We start from the raw sequence: 22,505 nt of genomic DNA on the forward strand, positions 1-22,505 counted from the left end.
GTGCAATCCCTCACTATGACCGCAACGGGTCATTCGCGAAGCGCTCGCGAGGCCGTGCATTGACCGTTGATCTGTCAGCCGACACCCCGGTACTGAAAGCATGTCGCAAGCGCTCGGAGCAATCAAGCAACGACGACGCGATCCTCCAGTGCGGCCGTGTTGAAGCACAGATTCCCGCAAGCACGTCGCACTATTGCCGCGGGCCGACACCGTGCCGCGTCTGTGCCTTGATCCAGGCGCGAAAGGCGGTGGTCTTCTCCAGGCTGGGCGTCCTCCTCGGATGCAGCAGGCAATAGGCGTTTCCGCTCACCACAAAGCCGAAGGGCGCCACGAGCCGCCCGCTCTCGAGGTCGTGCTGCACAAGGGGATAGGAGCCGATGGCGGCGCCGAGACCGCTCACAGCCGCCTCCAATAGAAAGTAGGTATGCTCGAAGCGCGGGCCCTTGGCCGGATCGAGTCCGTCCGCACCGGCAAGGCGCTGCCAGTCCGCCCAGGCCTGGGGCCGCGTGTCCGCGTGCAACAGCGCCACGCGGCCGAGATCGGCCGGCCTCTTGATGCGATGACGCGCGAGCAGCGCGGGCGCGAGTACCGGCCCGACGTGATCGGCGAGAAAGGGATACGCGGCGACGCCGCGCGGCCAAGGCGGCTTGCCGAGACGGATTGCGACGTCGGTGCCGCCGTCTGCGAAGGACACCGGCGCGTGGGATGCAGAAAGGCGCACCTCGATGCTCGGATGGGTGGCGTTGAACGCATAGAGCCTCGGGATCAGCCAGCGCATCATGAAAGTCGCCAGACATGAGACCGTCAGCGGCCCTTGCCTCGTGTGCGCTGCCACGCGTGCGGCCGACGTCTCCAGCACCTGCATGGCCTGCCGCACGGCCGGCAGGAGCTCAGCGCCGGCAGCGGTGAGCTCAATGCGGCGGTTGAAGCGCCGGAACAGCGCCACACCGAGATGGTCCTCGAGCGACTTGATCTGGCGGCTCACCGCGCCGTGCGTGAGGCGGAGCTCCTCGGCTGCAGCGCTGATGCTCGCGCGCGTGGCGGAAAGCTCGAATGCGGGAAGCGTCTTCAGCGGCGGGAGCCGGCGCATATCCTCTGCCCTTCTTCGTATGATTTTATCTCACATGACAGGGACAAAGCATCGCTTGTCAATTGCCGCCTCTCCGGCCCTCATCTGGAGGGCTATTGGGGGCGACCATGTCGGATACGAAAATGTTTCACGCCAAGCTGCTCTGGGTGGCCTTGGCGCTTGCGGTGTTCGCTTCAGCGCGACTCGCGCCGCCGCTCGATGGTCTCACACCGCTCGGTCAGTCCGTTCTCGGCGCGGTACTCGCCGGCACCATTCTCTGGGTCTCCGAGGCGATCCCCCTGGGGCTCACCGCCCTCCTCGTAACCGCGCTCCTCGGGCTATGCCCCGGGCTGCGCCTGCCCGATGTGGTCAACGGCTTTGCCGGCGAGGTCGTTTTCTTCCTGATCGGCGCGGTCGGTCTTGGCGCCGCCGTGGAATCGAGCGGACTTGCCGCTCGTGCGGCGCGCTTTCTCTCCCGTAGCGCAAGGGGCAGCCCGGCGCGGCTCTATGTTCAGATGATCGCCGGCTTCCCGGTTCTGGCGCTGTTGATCCCATCGGCCATTACACGCAACGCCGTTCTGATCCCCGCCTATCGCGATGCGCTCGGCGCGATGGGCTTGGACCAATCGAGCCGCACCGGGCGCGCCATCATGCTGGCGCTTGGCATCCTCAATCCGCTCGCCTCCTCCGCTTTCCTGACCGGCGGCATCACGTCGATCACGGCGGCCACGCTCATCGGTGGCTTCTCGTGGCTCGGCTGGTTCTCGCTCATGGCCGTGCCCTACTACGCTTTGTTGTGCGGCGGCGCGATCCTGCTGTGGGTTCTGGTCGGGGGCTTCGAGAGCACAGGCCATGTCCGTGAGGCGGAAAGGGCGCGGCAGCCCTATGCGGCTGCCGAAAAGCGCACGCTCGTTGTGCTGGTGCTTACCGCCACCCTGTGGCTGACGGATTCTCTTCACCAGCTTTCGCCGGCAATCCCCGCCATGATTGGTGCTGCGATCCTGTTGCTGCCGGGCGTCGGCGTCATCTCCTGGAAGACCTTCGAGACTCGCCTGTCATGGGGCCTCATCCTGACTGTCGGCACGTCGCTTTCTCTCGCAACCCTCATGACGAGCACAGGTGCTGCAGCGTGGCTCGGACAGCTTCTGCTTGGGCATCTGTCCGGGCTGGCGTCCGCGCCGCTCCTGCTGATCGCGGCCCTGATCGTCGCGGCCGTGCTGGTGCATCTGGCGATCACGAACCTCGCCGCCTGCATCGCGCTGCTACTGCCGATCAACGCGACGGTAGCGACCGCTGCCGGCCTGAACCCGACTGTGACGGCGCTCGCGCTGACCATCGCCGTGGACGCGGTGATCCTCTATCCGGTTCAGACCGCGGCCAACCTCATGGCCTACGAGGCCGGATACTTCAGACGGACAGACGTGGTGAAGATGGGGGTCGGCATGCTGGTCCTGACGCTCACGGTCGTCATGCTCGTCATACCCTACTGGTCGATGCTCGGGTTGACTCTCAGAGCACAGTGATCGCTTCCGACAGACGTGGGCAGTCGAAGGTCTGAGTCTCCTCCTTCGATAAGTGCTGCCATCTGCGTAATGTTTCCAACGCGCAGGCAGACGAACCAACCGCCTGACAGTCGAGGTTGCATTCGTCGGCTTCGGAGGGGACAATGAAGCGATCTGCCATACCGTATCGCCATCCATGCAAATTCGGGCACCAATGAAAGCACCGGACAACCGACCGTTGATACGCGCTGCCGGCTCAGACGACGTTGCGCGGATGCGTGCGATCGCGCAGGCCGCCTATGCTAAGTATGTGCCACGCATAGGCCGAGAGCCCTCGCCCATGATGGCCGACTATGACGGTGAGGTCGTCGCGGGCCGTGCCGTGGTCATAGAGGTGGATGGAAGCGTGGGCGGCTATATGGTCGCCTGGCCGGAAGGGGACGCCTACTACATCGACAACATTGGCGTCGATCCGAACAGGCAGGGCGCGGGTTTGGGACGGCGGTTGATCGAGCACGCCGCGGCCGAGGCACGGCATCTTGGTCTGCCAGCGCTGCGGCTCTACACCAACGTGGCGATGGTCGAAAGTCTGGCCATGTACACGTATCTCGGGTTCGTCGAAACACATCGCGGCACAACCGAGAAGGGCTTCGACGTGATCTATATGCGCCGGAGCCTGATTGCCTCACCGCCGCCTGCCTAACGGTCCAGCCCTGACGCGGATACTTGATCGCCAACGAAGAAGCGGTGGTAATGCCTCACGCCTAGCATGACCACCTCAATGAGCAATCCGCGTCGCCCCCTCGTTCTCTTGCCAGTGTGCTAGCCGTAGGCGAGGCGCTATCCCGAACGGCGCGCCCAGCAGCGACCCCCGGGAATCTCCCGGTGGCGATAAAGGCACGTGCCTGCTGCCGGCCACCTTTGGCGAGGACTATCCTCCGACAAAGACGAAGCTTGTAGCGTGAACTTCCGTCAGCGAAATTGCGAACCGCCGCTTCTACAAGCTCGATGCCGCAAAGTGATGGCCGCTCGCAAGTCTGCTTTGCGTCACGCGTTCCCAGACAAGGCCTTGCGGTACTATGCTGGTCATGTCATCTCCATCTGACCGCAGGCGCGCCCATGCCCGATTTTGCCAGCAGCTATCTAGGACAATTGCGTAAACTTGTTGGCACTCGTCTCCTGCTGGTTCCAGGTGCGCGCATCGTAATTGAGCATCCGTCGCGAGAGATTCTCCTGCAGAGGCGGAGCGACTTCGGTCTATGGGGCCTCCCCGGCGGCAATGCCGAGGACGGCGAGAGCCTCGAGACGACGGCTGTTCGCGAAATCGCCGAAGAGACCGGCCTGAAGGTCTTCGATTTGAAACCGTTCGGCTTTGGTTGCGATCCAGGGATCGAGACCTTTACTTTCAACAATGGGGATCGCTGCCAGTACTTCGTACTCAACTTCTATACCCGCTCGTTCTCGGGCTCCCCAAGAGTCGCCGACACGGAAAGCACCGCAATCGATTGGTTCCGGATCTCACACCTGCCGGACATGCTCCCAAACATGCAGCGAAGCGTCGAGGCATACGCGCGCTTCCTGCGAACGGGCGAGTTCCAAATGATCTGAGCATAGTTCTGATTTGGGCTGAGATCGGGACAGGGCTCAACTCAGGCCCAGTCGCCTTTTTACGGCATCAACGTCAACGCCCGCCGCAAGCATCTTGGCTTCCGCCTGCTCCTTGACCGCGCCGCACAACTCGACAAGAAAGGCGTCGTGTGCGCAGACCTTATCCATCTTTGTGTAGACGAGATCGTATTCGACCGGCTCCCAGGTATCGAGGTCAGCCAGATTGTGCTGCATCTGGACCTCAAGATAGTCCAGCGCCCCCGCAAACCTCGCCTCTAGGGTCTCTCGAGCTTCGAACTCATGCCATAGATCATGGATCTCCTGGCCCGTCTCTCCCCCAACCCGCGATCGGATCTCCTCGATGGCTGCCAGCTCCCTGGCCGCCTTCGCTTGCTTGCGCTCGCCGACCTCGAAGAATGGAACATCACCCGCAAGCGCTTCCACGAGATCGTGCACAATGATCATCTTGAGAACAGGCTCGATCCGAACGGGCACCTCCAGGTGCCGATGCGCCAGAAGGGCGAGCAGAGACATATGCCAGGTGTGCTCCGCAACGCTTTCCCTTCGGCCGTCGGAAAGCCAGCTATGGCGGAGCTCTCGCTTGATGCGCTCCGCAATGACAAGAAATTGGAGGATGTTGGCGGCTGTCTTTTTCATGATCGAAGGATAGCAGCAGCGACCGGAAGGGCAATCATTTGCACGGCCAGTGAGAATGGCCTTGGAATAGCCGCCTTGGGTGGCGAGAGCCACTGCTCGCGCCATTCAAGAACCACGGTGCCGCAAATCCATCCCATTGCGCATCCATGTTGGAGGAATGATCTACATCGCCATCTTGACAGAGAAGTCGGCCGATGAGGTCAATGCCGTGTGCCGTCGAATTGCCGAGAGAGTCTCGCAATTCGTGGAAGACTATCCCGACCGGGAAAACACGTTCGTCGAGCCTTGGCTGGAGGCACCGGACATCTATGTTCAGCAAGCGCGGGCGCGGAGCGGTTTGACTGCGGTTATCGAACGCCGGCTCGATCGTTGCGCACGCGTCCTCTATTTTGAGGGACCCGGCAACCCCCACGAGTGCCCCGATCAAGTCTCGATCCTCAAGCTCTATCTGGAAGCTCTTGCGGGCTCGGTGATCGAATGGGGAGACATCGACTACGGCTGGCCGCTCATACAGCTATCGGAGGATGCACTGGCATCCCTGAGCGCGCTTCCCGATGAGCCCCGGCTTTCCGCGTATGACATCGCGTAGAGCAAATGGTCTCCTTAGATCTGTTGCCGTTACGGTGGGTTCTTCATCGGAAGCTGCCGACCATCACCGATGTCAATCCAATCTCGATGGGCCGATAGGTGAATTGCCGAATGCGAGTTCCGCGAACGGGCTTCCCTCTATAGAGTGGTTGCATGAAGCTCATCGGCCGCTATGACTCGCCGTATGTCCGTCGCGTGGGGGTAACGCTCCACGTCTTGGAACAGCCGTTCGAGCACGTTCCGCTATCACCGTTCTCTCAGGTCATAGAATTTCGCAAGCACGCCGCGATTGGCAGGATGCCAGTGCTGATACTCGATAGTGGCGAGACGTTGATCGAGAGCGCCGCAATTCTCGACCACTTGGACGAGATCGCGGGCCCGTCAGCCGCACTCATTCCCAGCGGGGGGCCGGAACGAAGGAGATCATTGAAAATTTTAGCGTGCGCGACTGCTGCTTGCGACAAGGCTATTGCGATCAACTACGAGCGACGGAGACCAGTCGAGCGGATTCTTGATGATTGGATCGAAAGATGCCGGACGCAACTGGATGCTGCCTTTGCAGAACTTGAGTCCTTCCATCTGGAGCTTCGCGGTCATCGGAGGCTGCAACAGATCGAGATCACCACAGCCTGCGCCTACGCATATGTCAGACGCGTTGAACCGGATGCGGTGCAGGCGAAGCGCTACCCATGGCTCGAGAGGCTGAGTTCGGCCTGCGAGCTGCGCCAGCAGTTCTTGGCGTGTCCCCAGTAGTTTGCCACCATATCTCTTTCGAACATGATCAATAACCACACGCTTCGCCAATTCGAGCCGTTCAGCAAAGGGCTCGTGCGGCCGATTTACGACGGCTATTCGTTTGCGCTGCTGCCGGCGACCTTGCACTTCCTATTGACCGGAGAGCGGATCGGTCCTTTGCTGGCGGCCGATTGCTTCGGGGGCGACTATCCGAAGCCAAGACGCGTCATCCTGTTCTTCATCGACAGTTTCGGTTGGCGATTCTGGGAACGTTACTGGGATCGCTCAGTGCTGTTGCGCCGGGTCGTCGAGCACGGTGTGTTGACGCCGGTTTCAGCACTGTTTCCATCCACGACTGCTGCTTCCGTAACAACCCTGCACCTCGGCGTGCTGCCAGCACAGCATGCTGTCTACGAATGGAACCTCTACGTCCCGACCTACGGTGAAACGATCCAGTCGCTGGCCTTCGCCACGCTCGGCCGCGACAGCATCTCGTGCCTGCGCAAAGGCTATGACATTGGCGAGATGATCGTCGGACGCGAAACGGCGTATCATCGCCTCGCCCGGCATGGCGTGCGCTCGATCCAGCTCGGTCATCGCAACTACATAGATGGGCCGTACAATCGCGTCGTCAGCGCGGGAGCGGAGGTTCGCGGACACCGTTCATGGCCGGAGGCGCTAACGCACCTGCGGGACGCGCTCGATGAAACATCGAGCACAGGCGATGCGGCCCTGATCAATCTTTATTGGGGCGGATTGGACCTTGCCGCGCACATCCATGGTCCGGGTTCGCCAGTGCATGACGCCGAGGTCATTGCGTTTCTGGCCGCGATGGATGCGCTTCTCGCTGATGTACGGGCAAAGGATGCACTTGTCATCTTCACCGCCGATCACGGACATGTCCGAGCGATCGATGACAAGACCCACTATGTGAACGAACGCTGGCCCGAGATCTCGGGTTGCCTCACCCGCAGCTCAACCGGTGGGACGATTTGGCCGAACGGTTCGCCGCGCGACATGTTTTTGCACGTCGCACCAGAGTTCCGCGATTTGGTCGTCGAAACCTTGCGCAATGGGCTGGAGGGGCAGGCCGAAGTCCTGTCGATGGATGATGCCGTCGACGAGGGCCTGTTCGGGCCGCGGTCCATTTCCGACGATCTGCGTCGGCGTCTCGGCGATGTTCTCGTGCTGCCGCGTCCCGGCCACTTCGTTTGGTGGCGCGAGCCTGGACTGCTCGAGAACCCCTTTCTTGGCCATCATGGTGGACTGTCGATTGATGAAATGGCGACCGTGGTCGGCGTCATGGACGGGTTGTGATCGAGACAATCAGCAATCCGACGTGATCGGAGGACAAACGGATCCTCTCTGAATATTCGATTGTAGGGCAGAGATGGGGTCATCAGCATTGATCCGGCTTGTAAACGACCATCTCTGCTCAACCTCGACGAACGGACACTACCGACAACAGGTGCCGCTGTTGCGATGGGCCACGAGCGGACTGAACTTCTTTTTGGCGGGATGCCGCTCGGTTCGCACGTCGACTTCACGCCAATGCACGGTTGCGAAAGGCTGCAATGGCGGCGTAGTTCAGGTCCAAAAGCGGCAGATCAATTGTCTTGCCAAAGAGGCTGAAGCTCTTGTTGCTCCACCCCTTGATGGCAGTTGAGCGAAGAGCATCCAATTCCTCAGCCACGGCCCCATCGAGCTTTACAAATGAAAAATCGCCTTGTTCGACCAGCTTGTTGAGCGCGACCCGGAGCAACACGGGGTTCAGCGGGATGTAGCCGGAGATGCCGATCCACGCCTTCTCCGTGCCAAGACATGTGCGGACCAGTATCGCGCTGCTCCACTCGACACGATCAAGCTTTCTGCCGATGGCCGCCGATGCGATCGCATCTCTCTCTTTGCCACTCAGATTCAGAAAGCGGCGTATCTGTTTGGCGCCTTCCAAGGTCCGTGACTCGATTTGTGCGACCATCCGGGCGCCTTGGGGTGGTACGGCAGCTTTCGCCTGCACGTGAAGGGCCGAATTCGATGCCTCGTGGTACGCCAGTAGATCGATCTCCCCGCGCTCCCACTTCGCGTTCTGCTTGATCTCGACGCCGGGTATTGCCGACAAGCACTGCACCGCATCAGCCAGCAAAGCAGGTTCAAGGTGGTGGGAAACAACCTCGTCAAACTTGGCGCGGTTCGTTCGCAGCAGTGCGTACAGAAGGTTTCTTTCGGGCATCATGCGCTTGACGGCATGGGGGGAGAACAGCAAGGCGTCATCTAGCTTCAAAAATGGAGGAAAGAATCCTTCTCCGCCGCCCGTATGCGCGAGGTTGTCAAGGTCGAGAGTGAATGTGTCGACGATCTGCTCGGCCACGTCCGGATCTACGCCAGCAAGGGCTGCATTGAATCCAATCATGTGGTTACGTTTGAGCAGGGGGGATATCCATTCAAGCACTTCCTGTGTGTATTTCTGCCTCCGGGGACTCGTCACGGCAGATGCAGCGAAGAATTCCGCCGCGTCGGCTATGCCAAGACAATAGTCCGCGTAGGCCATGAGCGCGGCGCGCTGGTGGATGAAATCGTGTCGCGAGAATCCAAAGCTTTCCGTGAATGCTTCCGCGCTGATAAGAGGCAGCTCGAGGACATTGTTGAGGTAGTGGTGATAGGCTGCCTGCAGCACGTGGACGAGGTCATCACCCGGAACAATCGGCAAGGCCTTCGCCATACGTTTGTAGGCTTCGATAGGGTGGGGTGGAAGCCTGACATCGTGGGGTAGGGCCAGCTCCGAAAGAAGAACGTCATTCTCCTCCAGGGTAGCGAACTGTCGGTTCGGATGATGCAAACGAAAGCCGGACGCCGTGCTTTCTACGCTGAAGGCACCACGCCGCACTAGCGGCATGACCTCGCAAAAATGGCCGTAGCCAAATAGGTTTTCGATATCGACTTTCATACTCACATCGAGCGCGCTCAGCGCGTCATCGATGTTGGCGCCGATCTGGCGCGTCCCTCGCTCGAGTAAGTTGATGACATGGGACATGCGAGTGATGATCGCTGTCCCTGCTTCATCGTCTATGAGGCCTCTCTTACGCTTGAAACGTTCCCCAACGTACCGGCTGTCTGCAGCCAAGTAGATCGCTGAAAGAAGGCTGCGAACGGGCTGTCGCAAAACGGGCAGTTCGACGACAGCGGCATCCGCGTGCTTTTCAAACTCTGTTAGCTCTTGCAAGGCGTCTGACATTTGAGGACTCGTCCGAACAAGAGAAAAAAATAACAATCCCCTCGTTCTGGGGGCAAGTGAACGCAAACCGACGACTATAGGCGGCGAATTTCCGCTCAGGGTCACCAACGTCGGCGCGAGCAGCTTACAGTAGCTTCTGCTCAACCTCCACGAACGGACACTACCGACAACGGCTGCCACTATTGCGGCGGGCCAAGAGCACACGTAGCCAGCGCAGCGCAAGGCGCACCGCAACCAACTGCCTGTCTCCGCCCAATCAAGAAGCCATAGCAGCGGGGAGGACAAACTCGTTCAGCAAAATGGACTCTGGAAGACTCATATTGTTCGGCAGCCATGCATGGACAAGCATAACGATGCCCAGGTCCGGAACGATCATCAATCGCTGACCAGCCCATCCCATCGCACCGAACCATTCGATGATACTTCCACGGCAGAACGAGCGTCCGAGCCACCAATGATAACCGTACAGGAACAATCCTGGTCCGTTGTTGTGAGGCTTGATCGACTCCGCAATCCAGGCCGACGGGACAATTTGTCGGTTATTCCAGAGGCCGCGGTTCAGCACAAGCTGACCAAGCTTCGCCCAGTCGCGCGGACGTGCCCGCAGCGCACCGCTCGCCTGCGGCTGGCCATCCGGCAATCTGCGATGCCATTCGACATCGTTGATGCCCAGCGGCCCGAATAATTCGTCCCTCTCCAGCGTATCAATCGACTTGCCACTCACCCTTCGCAGGACGGCGCCAATTAACTCGGTCGCTCCGCTGTTGTAGTTGAAGGTGCGGCCCGGCGGCGCTTTGATCGGCCGTTCCAGAACGTAGCGATACGCGTCGTTCGCGCCACGCATCTTCCCGAGGCTATCGAACGGCGGCTTGAGCTCCGACCAGTCAAGGCCGTCCGACATCGTCAGTAGATGATGAAGCGTGATCGCGCTCCTTTCCGGCGTGGCCAGATCGGCATACTCCGGAAAGTAGTCAAGAACCGGCGTATTCAGTGCTTTGATCCACCCGCGCTCCAACGCGATGCCGACTAGAAGCGAGGTCACGCTCTTCGCCATTGAGTTGCCGTTATGCTTGGTCGTCGCATCAAAAGTGGTATGCTGTGCCGCTTCTATGCCGTTCTGGTCCTGCCCGGCCGCGTACTGCTCGTAAACGAGTACACCATCACGCGCGACAATGATGGCATGGACGTTGTCGAGCTTGCCCTCGACGACACGCCGCCGCATCTCCTGAAGAAGTGCAGAATCAAACCCGTGCCTTGCGGGATGTCCGACAGGCCAGCCGTCGTCGAGTTTCGCAGGATGGTTATCCTCTGAGTCCATCGCGGCTCCTCCGGACCTTCCATGAATAGAGAATGCGGAACTGGATTTTCTGACGGGAGTGCTATGTCCGCAATGGGCCCACAAGCGGCCATGACGGCCTTAATTTCTCGACTGTCAGCCCCGTCGGTCTTGCGGAAGAGCAGGCGTCCGGCATCCGCTTGGTCAACAGCATGTGGCACCTCCGTTATTAGCCGCGGCCGAAGAGCCAGCACACGGGACACTGGCTTTGCCGTCTGGTAGGATGCGCGGCAACCGCAAGGCTAATTGAAATGCCAAAATCCGAGAGCGACGCGCTCAAGAAGCAGCTTGAATTCTTGCTGGAACTTGACCGACTGAAATTGATCGTCCGCCAATCACATCTAGCGAATGGTGCTAGGCGGGAGAACTCGGCGGAGCACTCGTGGCATCTCGCAATGTTTGCGCTGGCACTGAGTAGTCATGCAGATGCGAAAGTTGATGTAGCTCGCGTCATCCAACTCCTGTTGCTGCACGATATCGTAGAAATCGACGCCGGCGATGCGCCTATCCATGCGGCCAATGGTTCGAAAGCCGATCTCGCAGCCGCAGAACAACGAGCTGCAGAACGCATTTTCGGCATCTTGCCGTCTGATCAGGCCGCGGAGTTTTGTTCAATCTGGCTTGAATTCGAGGCCGGTCAATCACCAGAAGCGCGGTTCGCTAAGGCATTGGATCGGCTACAGCCGCTGCTGCTCAACGTGGCGGTCGGCGGCGGTACGTGGAGTGAAAACGGAGTCGGTGTGACGCAAGTCATCGAGCGGTATGGGCCAGCGATTGCGGGAGGATCGACGATGTTGTGGGAAGCCGCCCGAAAGCTTGTCGAACAGCATTTTTCCAAGGCACCATCTGGCGGGTAACTGCGAGGTGCGGCCGTATCTCATGTCTCAGATTGGCAGTGACGCAATCGACAGACAACCGGACGCAATCGCAGCAATTGGCGAAAGGTCGATACGGGTCACAATGCTGCTCCCTGAGTACGACTGGCTTGGCTGCTCAGCCACTATGAGCTGACGTTCGGACGCGCCAGTACTGACGCAGTGTCGGACCAGAAGGAGACATGGACTCAGGTACTGCAGCCAACGCAGTTTCTTGCTAGAATAATTGTGTGCTAAGGCAGAGATGATGGACGCACTGATCGTCGTCGACATGCAGGTGGGGCTCCTGAATGGCGCAACCAACCACGACTTGCCTAGCGTCATCAATCGCATCAATTCTTTGTCGAGTATGATACGAAAGGGCGGAGGCAAAGTCGTCTGGATCAGGCATTGCGGCAAGGCCAACGACGGCTTCGAAAGAGGCACTCCTGGTTGGGAATTCCTTCCAGAACTGGGCCGCCACGATGACGACCTCGTGGTGGAGAAAACCTTGAATGACCCCTACGTTGGCACGCCTCTCGCTGAATTGCTTGCTCGAATGCGGCCACGTCGGGTTTTGGTTGCAGGTTGGGCAACGGACTTCTGTGTTGATGCGACGGTCCGATCAACCGTTTCACACGACCACCACGTCGTTGCTGTCAGTGATGCCCACACTCTCAGTGATCGGCCCCATTTGCCTGCCAAGGCAATTATCGCACATCACAACTGGCTTTGGAGCGACCTTCTCACAAACCGTACTGTCACCGTAGTCTCGACAAGCGAGCTCCTCGTCGAGTAGCGCGGCTGCAAGTGCTGCAAGATAGCCGTTGTGGGTCATCGGCGTCGGCGCGGACAGTGGACGGCAGCTTCTGCTCAACCTCCACGAACGGACACCACCGACAACGAGTGCCAACGTCGCGATGGGCCAGTAACCGACATTCGGTCCACGTAGATCTGTTTCGCGCGGATCGGTGCACGTATACAGAAGCAGACATCGAAGGAGGCTGACTCGACGCCGTCGTATCGTAAGAATGGCGTGTCCGCTCTCGAAGGGCTTCGGCGGAAAAGGCCCCCGCAATCCACCGCGCGCGAGGCTATTTGCGAAGGATCTTTTCCATAGCCTTGCCCTTGGCGAGCTCGTCGATGAGCTTGTCGAGGGAGCGGATCTCGCGCATCACCGGCTCCTCAATCTCCTCCACGCGGACGCCGCATACGACGCCGGTGATCAGAGATCGAGACGGGTTCATCTGCGGCGCGTGCGCGAAGAAATCCTCGAAGCTCGTCTTCTTCGCAAGCTCGGCTTCCAGCGAGGCCTGGCTGTGGCCGGTGAGCCAGCGGAAGATCTCGTCGACCTCGGCCCGGGTGCGGCCCTTCTTCTCCGCCTTGGCAATATAGGAAGGATAGACGCTCGCAACGGGCATGGCATAGACGCGGCGCCAGTTAGCGGCGGCCCTGGCTGTTGCTTGCTTCATGGCGGCTCGTCCTCTGGTGGCCCTGTGACGACAGGCATGACGTCGATACCGTCGCCGGGGAAGATGGTGATGTGCGGATGGTCCTGGAAGAGGTCGGCGGCGGCGGTGATGTCGGCGGCTTCGACGATCAGAAAGCCCGCGATCTGGTTCTGCGCATCGGCGATGCCGGATTTGGTGACGCGCCTGGTCTTGCCCACCATGACGTCGGTCGCCACGATGGCGACGGCATTGCGCTTGCTCCACGCCTCCCACGCCTTCAAGCCGACCTTGTCGATTGCTTCCTGCTCGGATTTGGGGCGCTTGCGGAAGGCGGCGACGTCTTCCGGCTTCATGGTGTAGACGGCGACGAAGCGAGGCATGGGCGTGCTCCGGACTTGGTGGGATGCCCATCATAGCAAGGTGCCAGCAACGCTCGCATCTCACGGCTCGAAGGGCATGTCGGGCGCCGTGGGACGTTTGCGCCGTTTCGGTCCAGTCCACATGACGCCCGGATACCCTTTTAAGGGGCGCAGCCTTTCGTAGCGATAGGCCCATTCCGGCGAGTCCTCGATGGCGACGTGATAGAGCAGTTCGCGACCAGTCCGGCCGTCGAACAAGGCGCGCGGTATATTCACCATCTTCGATGACCGCCCGCGCGTATACGCAACGGGGGTGCCGCAGCGGGAGCAGAATGCGCGCGTGTCCCCGGTCGCCTCGTCTTTGAAGCGGGTAAGCTGGCTCTCGCCCTTGGCCACGCGGAAACGGCTGCGCCAGCAGCCGACATACGTCGCGTAGGCGGCGCCATGCGCGCGCCGGCTGGCCCGCGAATGGTCATGCCACGCCCAGAACGCTGGAATCGTGATCTCGACCTGCACCTTGCCGCACAAGCACTGCCCCGTGGCGATGCCTGCTGGCGCCTTGCCGAACGCCTTCAACATAACCCGGCTCATGTCACACCTCTGGAAGGACTAGCGCCATGGCGGCGCGAATGGCCCAGCTATACATAACCAGGCACTGGCGGGCGCACCCGTCAACGCTTCGACTGCGCCGATGGACACTGTCCCTATCGGGGGCAGACGCGACATCCCAAGTAGCTAACGTAGCCCAGTGACTGACATCGGTTGGCAGCGGCGCTCGCCCAAGGTCCGCTCTTAAAGCATGAGCGGCGTTGAATTGGAGAATGAGGTCATGTGACGAGCTTGGACAGCGTCAGTGGACGCAATAACCCGTCTTCTCGAAGTGAGGCCAGCTACCGTTGTTTCGGATACGAGCCAGCTTGTTCAATTAGGTCAAATATTGGCATAAGGTTCAACTGCGTTGCGCGACCACCGCCCGACCGCTTCGGATCGTCGAGCACAATGACAATCTTGCGCAACGACGGGGAAGGTGCCGCGAGCCAAAATGCCAATCGCTGCGTTTTGGGCGTGATCGTTCGTGGCAGCCGGTTCACAATGCCCCTGACCGGCAGTGACGAAACGTTTGTCAAAGCGGTGATCAACTCGCATGTCGCTCCGGCTGCGAGGTCTGCGATGGCCGCGCTGTCTTCAATGAAGAGCGTGCCATCGTCGCTCTGGGTTGTCCCAACGCGAATATGACCGAGATCGTGGGCGGCCAAGTTCGAATAGACATTCCCAAAGAGCTTAGTGAGCTCTGTGAGCTGACGCTCGTTGGACGCTATCTCGTCCTGATCCACAATCCAGTATACGTTCTGGCCATGGCTGCTCGTTTCTCTTACGCACAAGGCCGCCAGGTACAAAATTCGTGTCAGGTGCTCATGAACGCTGAGCTTCCAGGACGAGAGCGCCGATCCCGATTTCGCTGTCGCCGCTGAAAGAGGTCCGAAGTTTTTGGCAATCGCGAAGACAACGAGCGAACCCTCGATCTCGTCTACTGCTCGAAGAAACTGAGGCAGTACGCGTTGGCGCACCTTGTCGTTCAACGACTTGAACGACATTCTTCGACGGCCGAGCTGCTCCGAGCTCCGCAGTGACTGTTGCAGCCAACGCCACCTCGCGTTTCGCTCCAAGTCGAGATGAAGAAAGGCGTACGTATAGAACTGCGCCCCAGTATGTAGACCGCCGAAATCGCCGATCGAAAGGTGGGTCTCGCCTCGTTGTGAGTGTAGGCGGCGCGCATCGATCAGCGCATCAGCCAATATCTCCTGCAAAGCACCTAGCAGATTACGCGACTGGCGAGGAGCAAGCTCGTCTTCTCCAGGGTCTGCCATTGGTAGCGTCGCCTATCTCACAGGACTTAAAGGGCCACCGCTGAAACCAGCGTCCCCATGTCTGGAAGGCACATACGAGCATCGCTCCCATCATCGAAGATCACCTTTGGCGCGCGCGATTGCGATAGCTATGATATTCCTGATTCGTTCTATCGGAAATCCTTTCCGATTTAGATGTCGGAGCGCTCGTCGGCATGGCGACCACGGAGATCGAATGGACTGATGCGACCTGGAATCCAGTGGCGGGATGCTCGATCGTGTCGAAGGGATGCACTAACTGCTACGCCATGGCATTGGCGCGGCGCCTGGAAGCGATGGGCGTCGACAAGTACGAGGGGCTGACGCGCCAATCAGGCAAGCGCGTGGTCTGGAATGGCGTCGTCAGAGAAGACCACGCAGCGCTTACCATTCCCTACGCGTGGAAAAAGCCCCGGACGATTTTCGTCAATTCCATGAGCGATCTGTTCCATGAGCTGGTCAGTGATCGATTCATTGAGGCAGTCTGGCGGGTCATGAGGGAGACGCCTCGACACCAGTACCAAATTCTCACCAAGCGCCCCGAGCGGATGGCGCAATTCGTGAAACAACGCATTCGGCATGTGCTGCCCAATGTTTGGCTCGGTACCAGCGTCGAGAACGCGGAAGTGGTCGATCGTATCGGCCATCTTCGCCGCGCGCCGGCTACCATCCGCTTCATCTCCTTCGAACCGCTTATCGGGCCGGTTGGCAAAGTCAATTTGAAGAGCATCCACTGGGCAATAGTGGGGGGAGAGAGCGGTCGCGGGGCGCGCCCCATCCGCGAGGAATGGATCGACGCCATCTATGAGCAGTGTGTGGCAAGCGACACCGCGTTCTTCTTCAAACAGTGGGGAGCCTGGGGAAAGGACGCGAAGCGTCGGTCGAAGAAGGCTAACGGCCGTGAATATCGCGGCAAGATATGGAATCAAATGCCCCTACCGGCCGCCACTGCTGACTGAACGCCATCCCGCAGGCCAATGGTAGTCCCATGACCGAGAAGCCATATAACTGGTCGGACGGAGCCGAGCTTGCCGAGCACTCGCATCGCAAGCACAAGATCGTGCGCGAGTATTTCTCGGACTATTTGCATGTTCGCTGCCGGTTGCCCCAGCAGTCGAAATTTCGCCTCGCCGTCGTTGACGCCTTCGCAGGTGGCGGGCGTTATGCGTGCGGAACTCCTGGCTCCCCCATCATCTTTATCCAGGAGCTCGAGCGCGTGGTCGAAGCGCTCAACGTCACGCGCGCCACGAACGGCATGGCGACGCTAGACGTCGAGGCGCTGCTCATCTTCAACGATCGAGACGTCGCTGCCATCGCGGCCTTGAAGCAGGTCGTTGCCCCCCTGGAAGCCCAGATCAAATCGTCCTGTTCGCGCCTTCATCTGCGCGTCGAGTATCGCAACGATACGTTCGAGAACGTCTACCCCGACATCAAGGCGCTGTTGCGTCGGGGTCAATTCTCCAATGTGCTATTCAATCTCGATCAATGCGGTCACACTCACGTCGCCACACCCACGCTGACCGACATCCTTCTATCTTTCCGCTCCGCCGAGATCTTCTACACGTTCGTCATCGACACTCTGGTCAACTTCCTCAACACATCGAAACCGGCGATCTTGCAGGCCCAGCTCTCGCCTCTTGGCATCGCGCCGGAGCAGATTATCTCCCTTCAGAGCGCCATGTTGAGCAGGCAAGAATGGCTTGGAGCTGCCGAACGAATTGTGTTCGATGTGTTTAAGGGGTGCGCGCCTTTCGTTAGCCCGTTCTCTATCAACAATCCCGAGGGCTGGCGCTATTGGCTCATCCACTTCGCTAACTCTCCCCGCGCCCGGCAAGTCTACAACAACGTTCTGCACGACAATAGCTCTATGCAAGCACACTTCGGGCGTTCCGGGCTCGACATGCTTGTCTACGATCCGCGCCATGATGCCCCGGATCTCTTCCTATTCGATGGGCCGAGCCGGCAGCGTTCAATGACCCAACTGCTCGACGACATTCCGCGGCTGGTCTCTGCACGCGGCGATGTCATCTCGGTCGAGGAGTTTTACCAAGCTGTCTACAATGTTACGCCTGCCCACTCTGATGATATCCACGCAGCCATCGCCGATCACCCGGATATGGAAGTCATCACTCCCACAGGTGGCGAGCGACGCCGAGCCAACACGATCACCATTGGTGATACCATTCGGCTAAAAAATCAGAGAAGCTTCTTCCCAATGTTTGGGCGAACTGGGCACAACAGCAAATAGGCGTATAGCGGCATTCTGCCGAACACAAATCCACAGAAACAAGGGGAAACATCCACGTGTACAGGCCGACTCTGCCGCAACGACTTATGCTCGTTCTGGCGCCTTGGTTTCTCGACTGAACGAGAGCTCCAAAGGGGGAGATATGGACGCTGCGACCTACAGGATTGCGCCCGGCTATTCGTCCAAGGATTGGAAGCGGCTCCGGCTGGATGAAGAGAAGCCGGACTCGGCTGATTGGCAGCGCGCAGTGGAGATGTTCAGGAATCGCATCAACGGGAGATTTTTCGCACCTGTCGATACGCTGGTTGGCCTTCAAGAGGGCTGCAACCAAACATTTGGCTTCGCCATACTTGCCCTCGATTGTTTGGTGATCGAAACGATCCAGGGCTTCCGCCGCGGTATCGTGAATCATAGCGGGAGGAGCAAGGAACTCTTCGTTGAGTTTCTCACAGGATGGTCGCTTTTCAAGGTGGCCTTGCCGAGGGGCGCCGACGCCCTCGCGCTCGCCAAGCTCGTCTATACGGATTGCCGATGCGCCCTGCTCCACAGTGGCGCCACCGGCGGCGGACTGCTCGTCGGCATATCCGGCAATGCGTTCGCCTTCGGGCGTGCCGGCAGCCTTAGGATCAATCGCACTGCTCTGCACAACGGCCTCAAAGAGGAATTTGAAGTCTATCTTGCTGGGCTGTTGGATGTGAACGCCGTCGTTGCTCGGCAAAATTTCAAGAAGAAGATGAATGCGCTCTGCGGCGTGGACTGACACGGCAATAGGCTTGGTCTCGTGCAAGAGCCTGCCAGCCCAGACGCACAGATCTGTCCTGGCGGGTTGAGACGCCCGACTGGGTAAAAGCGAGCTCAAAACGAGCGGGTTCAAGAGCGTGGCAAGACAGGCCAAACGAGCAGCGGGCGGATCGGGTGGCGAGGCAGTCGCCGGATACGAGTATCAGATCGATGTGTCGGTCTGGCTTACCTTGGATCTATTGCTTGAGGCGAAGCTGGCCGATGAAGTGGTCCTCGAGCCAGCGAGCGAAGAGGATCTTGAGGCTGAGCTCCGAGAATACGAGCCGGGCTCAATCACCGGCCAGGTAACGATGGGTGACTACCAGCTCGTCGTTCAAGCCAAGCTTCGGAGAGGCGACGCTTGGACAGTCAACGGCCTCAAAAACCTGCTGGTCCATGGTGGCGAGAGCCGTCAATCGGCAGCCAAACGTTTAGCGAATCCAACGACCAAATATTTACTCGTGACCAGCGCCGCACTGAACGGCTTGACGCGCGATCTCGGCGTGCACAGCGCAGGTGTCTGGCCGAAGGCGCCTCTGCCGAAAAGCATCGCACCGCTGATATCTTGTGATGCCACGGGACGGGTTGCAGTCATCGGCAGCCAGGATGAGGCTCGCCTCAAATCAGAAATCAAGCGTTTGCTCACGGAGAGCTTCCGCGTTCCCAATGCCCGATGGCAGGCCTGTTGGACGAAGCTGCGCGAGGAAGCGCGCGTGCGGATCTTGGGTGGAGGGGGAGGACGCTGGCTGCGTTCCGAATTGGAGCATCTGATCACGGTGCACGATGGCTACTTAGCAAGCTCACCAGAGCTTGCCCGCTACGTTCATCCCACCAACTGGCACGAGCTGCGCTCAAGGATCGCCGAACGCCATGCGGCACTAATCATCGGGCAATCCGGCACCGGCAAAACCCTAGCGACCAAGAAGCTCTTCGAGGAGCTGCGCAAAGAGATCCCTGGGCTAGCCCATGTCCAGATCACCCATGGCCCCCATCAGCTGCGGAACGATCAAACACCGCCGCCGGTACTTTATGACATCGAGGATCCTTGGGGCCGCTTCGATTTCGATCCCAACAGCCGGCCGTGGAACGACCAAGTCGCCGGTCTCCTGGCCGGTGCTCGCGCTGACCGCATGATCATCGCTACCTCCCGACTCGATGTCGCCAACAGTGCGGATATCCTGAAGGACGTGAAGCCGTGGATCGTCGCGCTCGAGGCGGAGCACTACGGAAAGCGCGAGCGCAGCCGGCTCTACCAAGCACGCATTGCCGATCTCCCACGCGCGCTGCAACTCCTGGCAAAGCAAAGCGAAAAGCGGGTTCTCGACGAGCTGGCAACACCGCTCGAAATTCAAAAATTCTTTGACGCGCTGACCACTCTCGATCGCACGGAACTCAACAATCCGCCCGGCTTCATCAGGACGGCCATAGCGCGCGCCCACGAAACGTCCATCGAGCGGACTGTCATCGACCAAATCGAGCAGCGCAACGACGTGCGCGCGGCAGCCGTCATATGGGGGATGTTGAAGGCTAGCGACAAGCTTTCTCTGGGGGTATTGCGCACGCTCGAAGAGGGTCTGATTGATCGCGACCCTGAAATGAGCAACGGAGTTCGCCGGCTCGTTTCTTTCTTTGTTGCGGCACGCAATCTGCGACAGTCGGCTGAGGTCATCACCTACTACCACCCTCGGGTGGAGGCAGGAATCGAGCGGACTCTGGAAAAGCATGACGCCCCCACGCGCCGAACGCTGCGCCACTTGATCGACGTCCTGATGTCGCCGGACGGTCCCGACGAGGCGTGGGGCGTCTCGGCTGCGGCGCGCCTGGTCGCTGCTGCCGATCAAAGTGCAGATCTCAAACCCAAGCCGTCCCCGAAAGCGCAGGCCAAGATTGATAATTGGCTTGCCAACGCGCTGCAAACGGCAGGCAGGGAATTGGAAGCGTATTTGGCACTGGCGGCAGCCGCGGGATCCGCCGATTGCAACGTGTCTGAAATCGCGCGGTATATTCTGCATCGGCCGGACAAATCCTTCCCGGCTTTCTTAACCTGGGGAAAGCCAGAGCACGGAGATGACTGGTACGCCCGCATCAAGGCGGACCCGGCCACCAAGCCGTTACTCGAGTCCTTCATTCGCGAGGTATTGCCAAGCGATCGCCACAACTACGGCAAGGCATTTGCACAGGACGTGGAGCGGCTCGCTCCGAATCTATCCGCAGCATTCCTCGCTGCTGCCGCAGAGGCTGCGCACTACGGAGTTTCCAACGCCACGGAAGCAATTCTGCACGGCGCCTTGAAGGACTTGGATGGCTTTGAAGCGGTGGTTGACGTGGCAGTTGATGTGCTCGATCCCGCTCACGGCGATGGGCAGCGGGGCAGCGAAACATGGCTCGCGATCGTCAATGAAGAGTATAGCGATGACTACGCAGAGCATCTCGCCGACGATAGTGGATACACCGCCCGCGAGTACCTTAAGGCGTATGCGGGCGCGATCCGACGCCGCCGCGGCTGGCAAGCACTCGCTCAGCATCGCCATATAGCCCGACTGCGCTGGTATTGGTTCCGGGCTTTGAGAAATGGCGAGAAGCCGAAGCCTCTCCCTGAGGAGATCGCGGGGGCTTTTGCCTCTGGATATGGCACAAACGATGAAGATGACCTCTGGCCGCTACTGGAGAAACATTGGGACCCCCAGTTCCGGAGCCCGCTGAAGGATAGAACAATCGCGGGGCATGCATCTAAGGACATTCGACTCGCCGCGCTAAGCTGCCTTGTCGCATGCGCGACCGACGATATCGCAGACATTGTCGATCGCTTCGTTCGTGACGATAGTCGGTCTCGTCTTGTTCAATTGGCACTTGATCTCGCGAGCCTGCTCAAACGAAGTCAAGGCATGGAGGCACATGGCGCTGTTGCGGCGGTCAAAGTGGCGATGACGACACTGCCGAGCCCGTATAGCGACATCAGTGGAGCCGCCCTCACGCTCGAAGCGAACGGAGTTCCAAGCCTTGGATCTGAAGGGCGGCAACTCTTGGCATCGATCGCTCCTGTTGACGAAGAGCTGCGATGTTTCCGAGTGCTATTGGACAAGCATCTTGAGCTGCCAATTGAGGACGACGTCCGCTGGATCCTGGAGCATTCTGATGACAGGGATGCCGCGGTGACCGCCATCGAAGCAGCCATCCGGCACGAGATGGGCCCCGAGATCCAAGCGGCCCTGACGCATCGCTTTGCCCACGTTAGCGCTCGGGCCCTCGAAGCCGTTGCGACCTCACTGTCCGCTCCATTGCCAGCCCACATCCTGTCCTTGGTCAACATAAAGGGCAGCCCAATGCGCAAGGTTCTGGTCGCATTGCTCGATCGCATGCCACACGTCGACCATCTGCCGACGCTCGTCGAAATGGCGAAGGACACTTGGTCGAGACATGCCAGCTATGAGCACGAAAACCAGCACTATCCCATCGCACAAGCTGCAGTAAATGCTCTCGCAAAAATCGGACCTTTGCCCGCTCCAGTTGCTCAGGCGCTTCTTCATGTCGCAACAGAAAGTGACGATCCAAGATTGAGGGCCGGTCTTCTTACGGAGCTTGTGCGCTTCGGTGGCAGGGACATGCAAGATCGTATTCTCGATCTCGCTCTCTTACCAGGGCGCTTGGCAATAAGGCGTGCAGCCGCAAACGCACTGGTTGTCGTAAGTGATGCTCTACCCCACGAATTGGTGGCCCGGATTATCCCTGATTTGCTGATCTCCCGGACAGAATCTGTTGCATCCATGCTGGCCGTTTTGCTGTCCCTGCGTGGCGATATGATGAGTGTCGATGCGGCAGCTCAGAGGCTGTCGACGAGCGCCGAACGGCGCGTATTTCTGGTGCTCATGATCTGGAAGCTCAATGGCCGTGATCCATCGGCGGCTGGCCGTGTCGCGAAGTTTCTGCCGCGCGGACACATTGCGGCCGCATGGGCGCTCGGTGCTCACACCGGCATTGTCGCCAACGACGCACTCGATGACTTAGGTAGTCCGGCTGCAGTGGCCCAGGTGCTACCGCATTTGAAGCCCGCCAAGCCGTAGCCGTCCTATCCGGAATGTGCTGACTGGCTCACGCTTTCGTGCTGGGTCGCCGATAAGTCCAGCGCATTCCTGCATCGTGGCTCATCCAATATCTCTTGGCTGACACTCCCAATGCGCTTCGCAGTGAGGACTGCGACGC

At 59.5% G+C, this 22,505-nt stretch carries 20 protein-coding genes; 12 read left to right on the forward strand and 8 right to left on the reverse strand.

All coding sequences use genetic code 11. The features are described from left to right. Window positions 1–190: 190 nt before the first annotated feature. A complete protein-coding gene (locus tag CS1BSM3_RS08315) occupies window positions 191–1,090 on the reverse strand; it encodes a LysR substrate-binding domain-containing protein (protein WP_072386518.1) in 900 nt (299 codons plus the stop codon). Window positions 1,091–1,197: 107 nt separating this feature from the next. On the opposite strand from CS1BSM3_RS08315, the gene CS1BSM3_RS08320 reads away from it, so the two are divergent. The 3 genes from CS1BSM3_RS08320 (at window position 1,198) to CS1BSM3_RS08330 (ending at window position 4,179) form a co-directional block, all read left to right on the forward strand. Further along, window positions 1,198–2,592, forward strand: coding sequence for an SLC13 family permease (locus tag CS1BSM3_RS08320; protein ID WP_072386519.1), 1,395 nt, complete (start codon window positions 1,198–1,200; stop codon window positions 2,590–2,592). Between the two features lie 319 nt (window positions 2,593–2,911). After that, on the forward strand, window positions 2,912–3,274 hold the full coding sequence (locus CS1BSM3_RS08325; protein WP_174263651.1) for a GNAT family N-acetyltransferase: 363 nt from the start codon (window positions 2,912–2,914) through the stop codon (window positions 3,272–3,274). A gap of 416 nt (window positions 3,275–3,690) precedes the next feature. Then, complete coding sequence (locus tag CS1BSM3_RS08330; protein ID WP_072386521.1) at window positions 3,691–4,179, forward strand: NUDIX domain-containing protein; 489 nt, start codon at window positions 3,691–3,693, stop codon at window positions 4,177–4,179. Between the two features lie 36 nt (window positions 4,180–4,215). On the opposite strand, the gene CS1BSM3_RS08335 is transcribed toward CS1BSM3_RS08330, so the two are convergent. Beyond that, window positions 4,216–4,941 (reverse strand): HD domain-containing protein, encoded by a 726-nt coding sequence (locus CS1BSM3_RS08335; RefSeq protein WP_348532893.1) that lies wholly within the window; start codon window positions 4,939–4,941, stop codon window positions 4,216–4,218. A 52-nt stretch (window positions 4,942–4,993) separates the two neighbouring features. On the opposite strand from CS1BSM3_RS08335, the gene CS1BSM3_RS08340 reads away from it, so the two are divergent. The 3 genes from CS1BSM3_RS08340 to CS1BSM3_RS08350 all read left to right on the forward strand — a co-directional run bounded on the left by CS1BSM3_RS08340 (window position 4,994) and on the right by CS1BSM3_RS08350 (window position 7,476). Next, window positions 4,994–5,425: a hypothetical protein gene (locus CS1BSM3_RS08340; protein WP_072386523.1), complete on the forward strand. Its 432-nt coding sequence runs from the start codon at window positions 4,994–4,996 to the stop codon at window positions 5,423–5,425. Window positions 5,426–5,577: 152 nt separating this feature from the next. Then, window positions 5,578–6,177: a glutathione S-transferase family protein gene (locus CS1BSM3_RS08345; protein ID WP_072386524.1), complete on the forward strand. Its 600-nt coding sequence runs from the start codon at window positions 5,578–5,580 to the stop codon at window positions 6,175–6,177. A 24-nt stretch (window positions 6,178–6,201) separates the two neighbouring features. Continuing rightward, window positions 6,202–7,476, forward strand: coding sequence for an alkaline phosphatase family protein (locus CS1BSM3_RS08350; RefSeq protein WP_072386525.1), 1,275 nt, complete (start codon window positions 6,202–6,204; stop codon window positions 7,474–7,476). Window positions 7,477–7,702: 226 nt separating this feature from the next. Here the strand turns inward: CS1BSM3_RS08350 and CS1BSM3_RS08355 are convergent, their stop codons facing one another. Both CS1BSM3_RS08355 and CS1BSM3_RS08360 read right to left on the reverse strand, forming a co-directional pair. After that, the gene (locus CS1BSM3_RS08355) at window positions 7,703–9,391 is read right to left on the reverse strand and encodes a hypothetical protein (RefSeq protein ID WP_072386526.1); all 1,689 of its coding nucleotides are present in this window, start codon (window positions 9,389–9,391) and stop codon (window positions 7,703–7,705) included. A gap of 256 nt (window positions 9,392–9,647) precedes the next feature. Next, complete coding sequence (locus tag CS1BSM3_RS08360; RefSeq protein ID WP_072386527.1) at window positions 9,648–10,709, reverse strand: serine hydrolase domain-containing protein; 1,062 nt, start codon at window positions 10,707–10,709, stop codon at window positions 9,648–9,650. A gap of 269 nt (window positions 10,710–10,978) precedes the next feature. Between CS1BSM3_RS08360 and CS1BSM3_RS08365 the strand changes: the two genes are divergently transcribed. Both CS1BSM3_RS08365 and CS1BSM3_RS08370 read left to right on the forward strand, forming a co-directional pair. Beyond that, entirely contained in the window at window positions 10,979–11,584 is a 606-nt protein-coding gene (locus tag CS1BSM3_RS08365) for an HD domain-containing protein (protein ID WP_072386528.1), read from the forward strand. 262 nt (window positions 11,585–11,846) lie between these two features. Further along, the gene (locus tag CS1BSM3_RS08370) at window positions 11,847–12,380 is read left to right on the forward strand and encodes an isochorismatase family protein (protein WP_083528437.1); all 534 of its coding nucleotides are present in this window, start codon (window positions 11,847–11,849) and stop codon (window positions 12,378–12,380) included. A 295-nt stretch (window positions 12,381–12,675) separates the two neighbouring features. Here CS1BSM3_RS08370 and CS1BSM3_RS08375 read toward each other — a convergent pair whose 3' ends face one another. From CS1BSM3_RS08375 to CS1BSM3_RS08390, 4 genes are all read right to left on the reverse strand, one after another. Beyond that, complete coding sequence (locus CS1BSM3_RS08375) at window positions 12,676–13,053, reverse strand: DUF2200 domain-containing protein (protein WP_072386529.1); 378 nt, start codon at window positions 13,051–13,053, stop codon at window positions 12,676–12,678. Continuing rightward, the gene (locus tag CS1BSM3_RS08380; protein ID WP_072386530.1) at window positions 13,050–13,412 is read right to left on the reverse strand and encodes a YciI family protein; all 363 of its coding nucleotides are present in this window, start codon (window positions 13,410–13,412) and stop codon (window positions 13,050–13,052) included. Before CS1BSM3_RS08380 ends, CS1BSM3_RS08375 begins: the two co-directional genes overlap by 4 nt. A 60-nt stretch (window positions 13,413–13,472) precedes the next feature. Further along, complete coding sequence (locus CS1BSM3_RS08385; protein WP_072386531.1) at window positions 13,473–13,970, reverse strand: GFA family protein; 498 nt, start codon at window positions 13,968–13,970, stop codon at window positions 13,473–13,475. Between the two features lie 311 nt (window positions 13,971–14,281). Then, window positions 14,282–15,259: a hypothetical protein gene (locus CS1BSM3_RS08390; RefSeq protein WP_072386532.1), complete on the reverse strand. Its 978-nt coding sequence runs from the start codon at window positions 15,257–15,259 to the stop codon at window positions 14,282–14,284. A gap of 194 nt (window positions 15,260–15,453) precedes the next feature. On the opposite strand from CS1BSM3_RS08390, the gene CS1BSM3_RS08395 reads away from it, so the two are divergent. The 4 genes from CS1BSM3_RS08395 (at window position 15,454) to CS1BSM3_RS08410 (ending at window position 22,366) form a co-directional block, all read left to right on the forward strand. Beyond that, complete coding sequence (locus tag CS1BSM3_RS08395) at window positions 15,454–16,236, forward strand: phage Gp37/Gp68 family protein (protein WP_072386533.1); 783 nt, start codon at window positions 15,454–15,456, stop codon at window positions 16,234–16,236. Between the two features lie 29 nt (window positions 16,237–16,265). Further along, window positions 16,266–17,525 (forward strand): three-Cys-motif partner protein TcmP, encoded by a 1,260-nt coding sequence (locus tag CS1BSM3_RS08400; protein WP_072386534.1) that lies wholly within the window; start codon window positions 16,266–16,268, stop codon window positions 17,523–17,525. Window positions 17,526–17,667: 142 nt separating this feature from the next. Further along, the gene (locus CS1BSM3_RS08405; protein WP_072386535.1) at window positions 17,668–18,285 is read left to right on the forward strand and encodes a hypothetical protein; all 618 of its coding nucleotides are present in this window, start codon (window positions 17,668–17,670) and stop codon (window positions 18,283–18,285) included. A 193-nt stretch (window positions 18,286–18,478) separates the two neighbouring features. Next, entirely contained in the window at window positions 18,479–22,366 is a 3,888-nt protein-coding gene (locus CS1BSM3_RS08410; RefSeq protein WP_143149108.1) for an nSTAND3 domain-containing NTPase, read from the forward strand. The last annotated feature ends 139 nt before the right edge of the window (window positions 22,367–22,505 follow it).

Source organism: Hyphomicrobium sp. CS1BSMeth3 (assembly GCF_900117415.1).
Classification (GTDB): domain Bacteria; phylum Pseudomonadota; class Alphaproteobacteria; order Rhizobiales; family Hyphomicrobiaceae.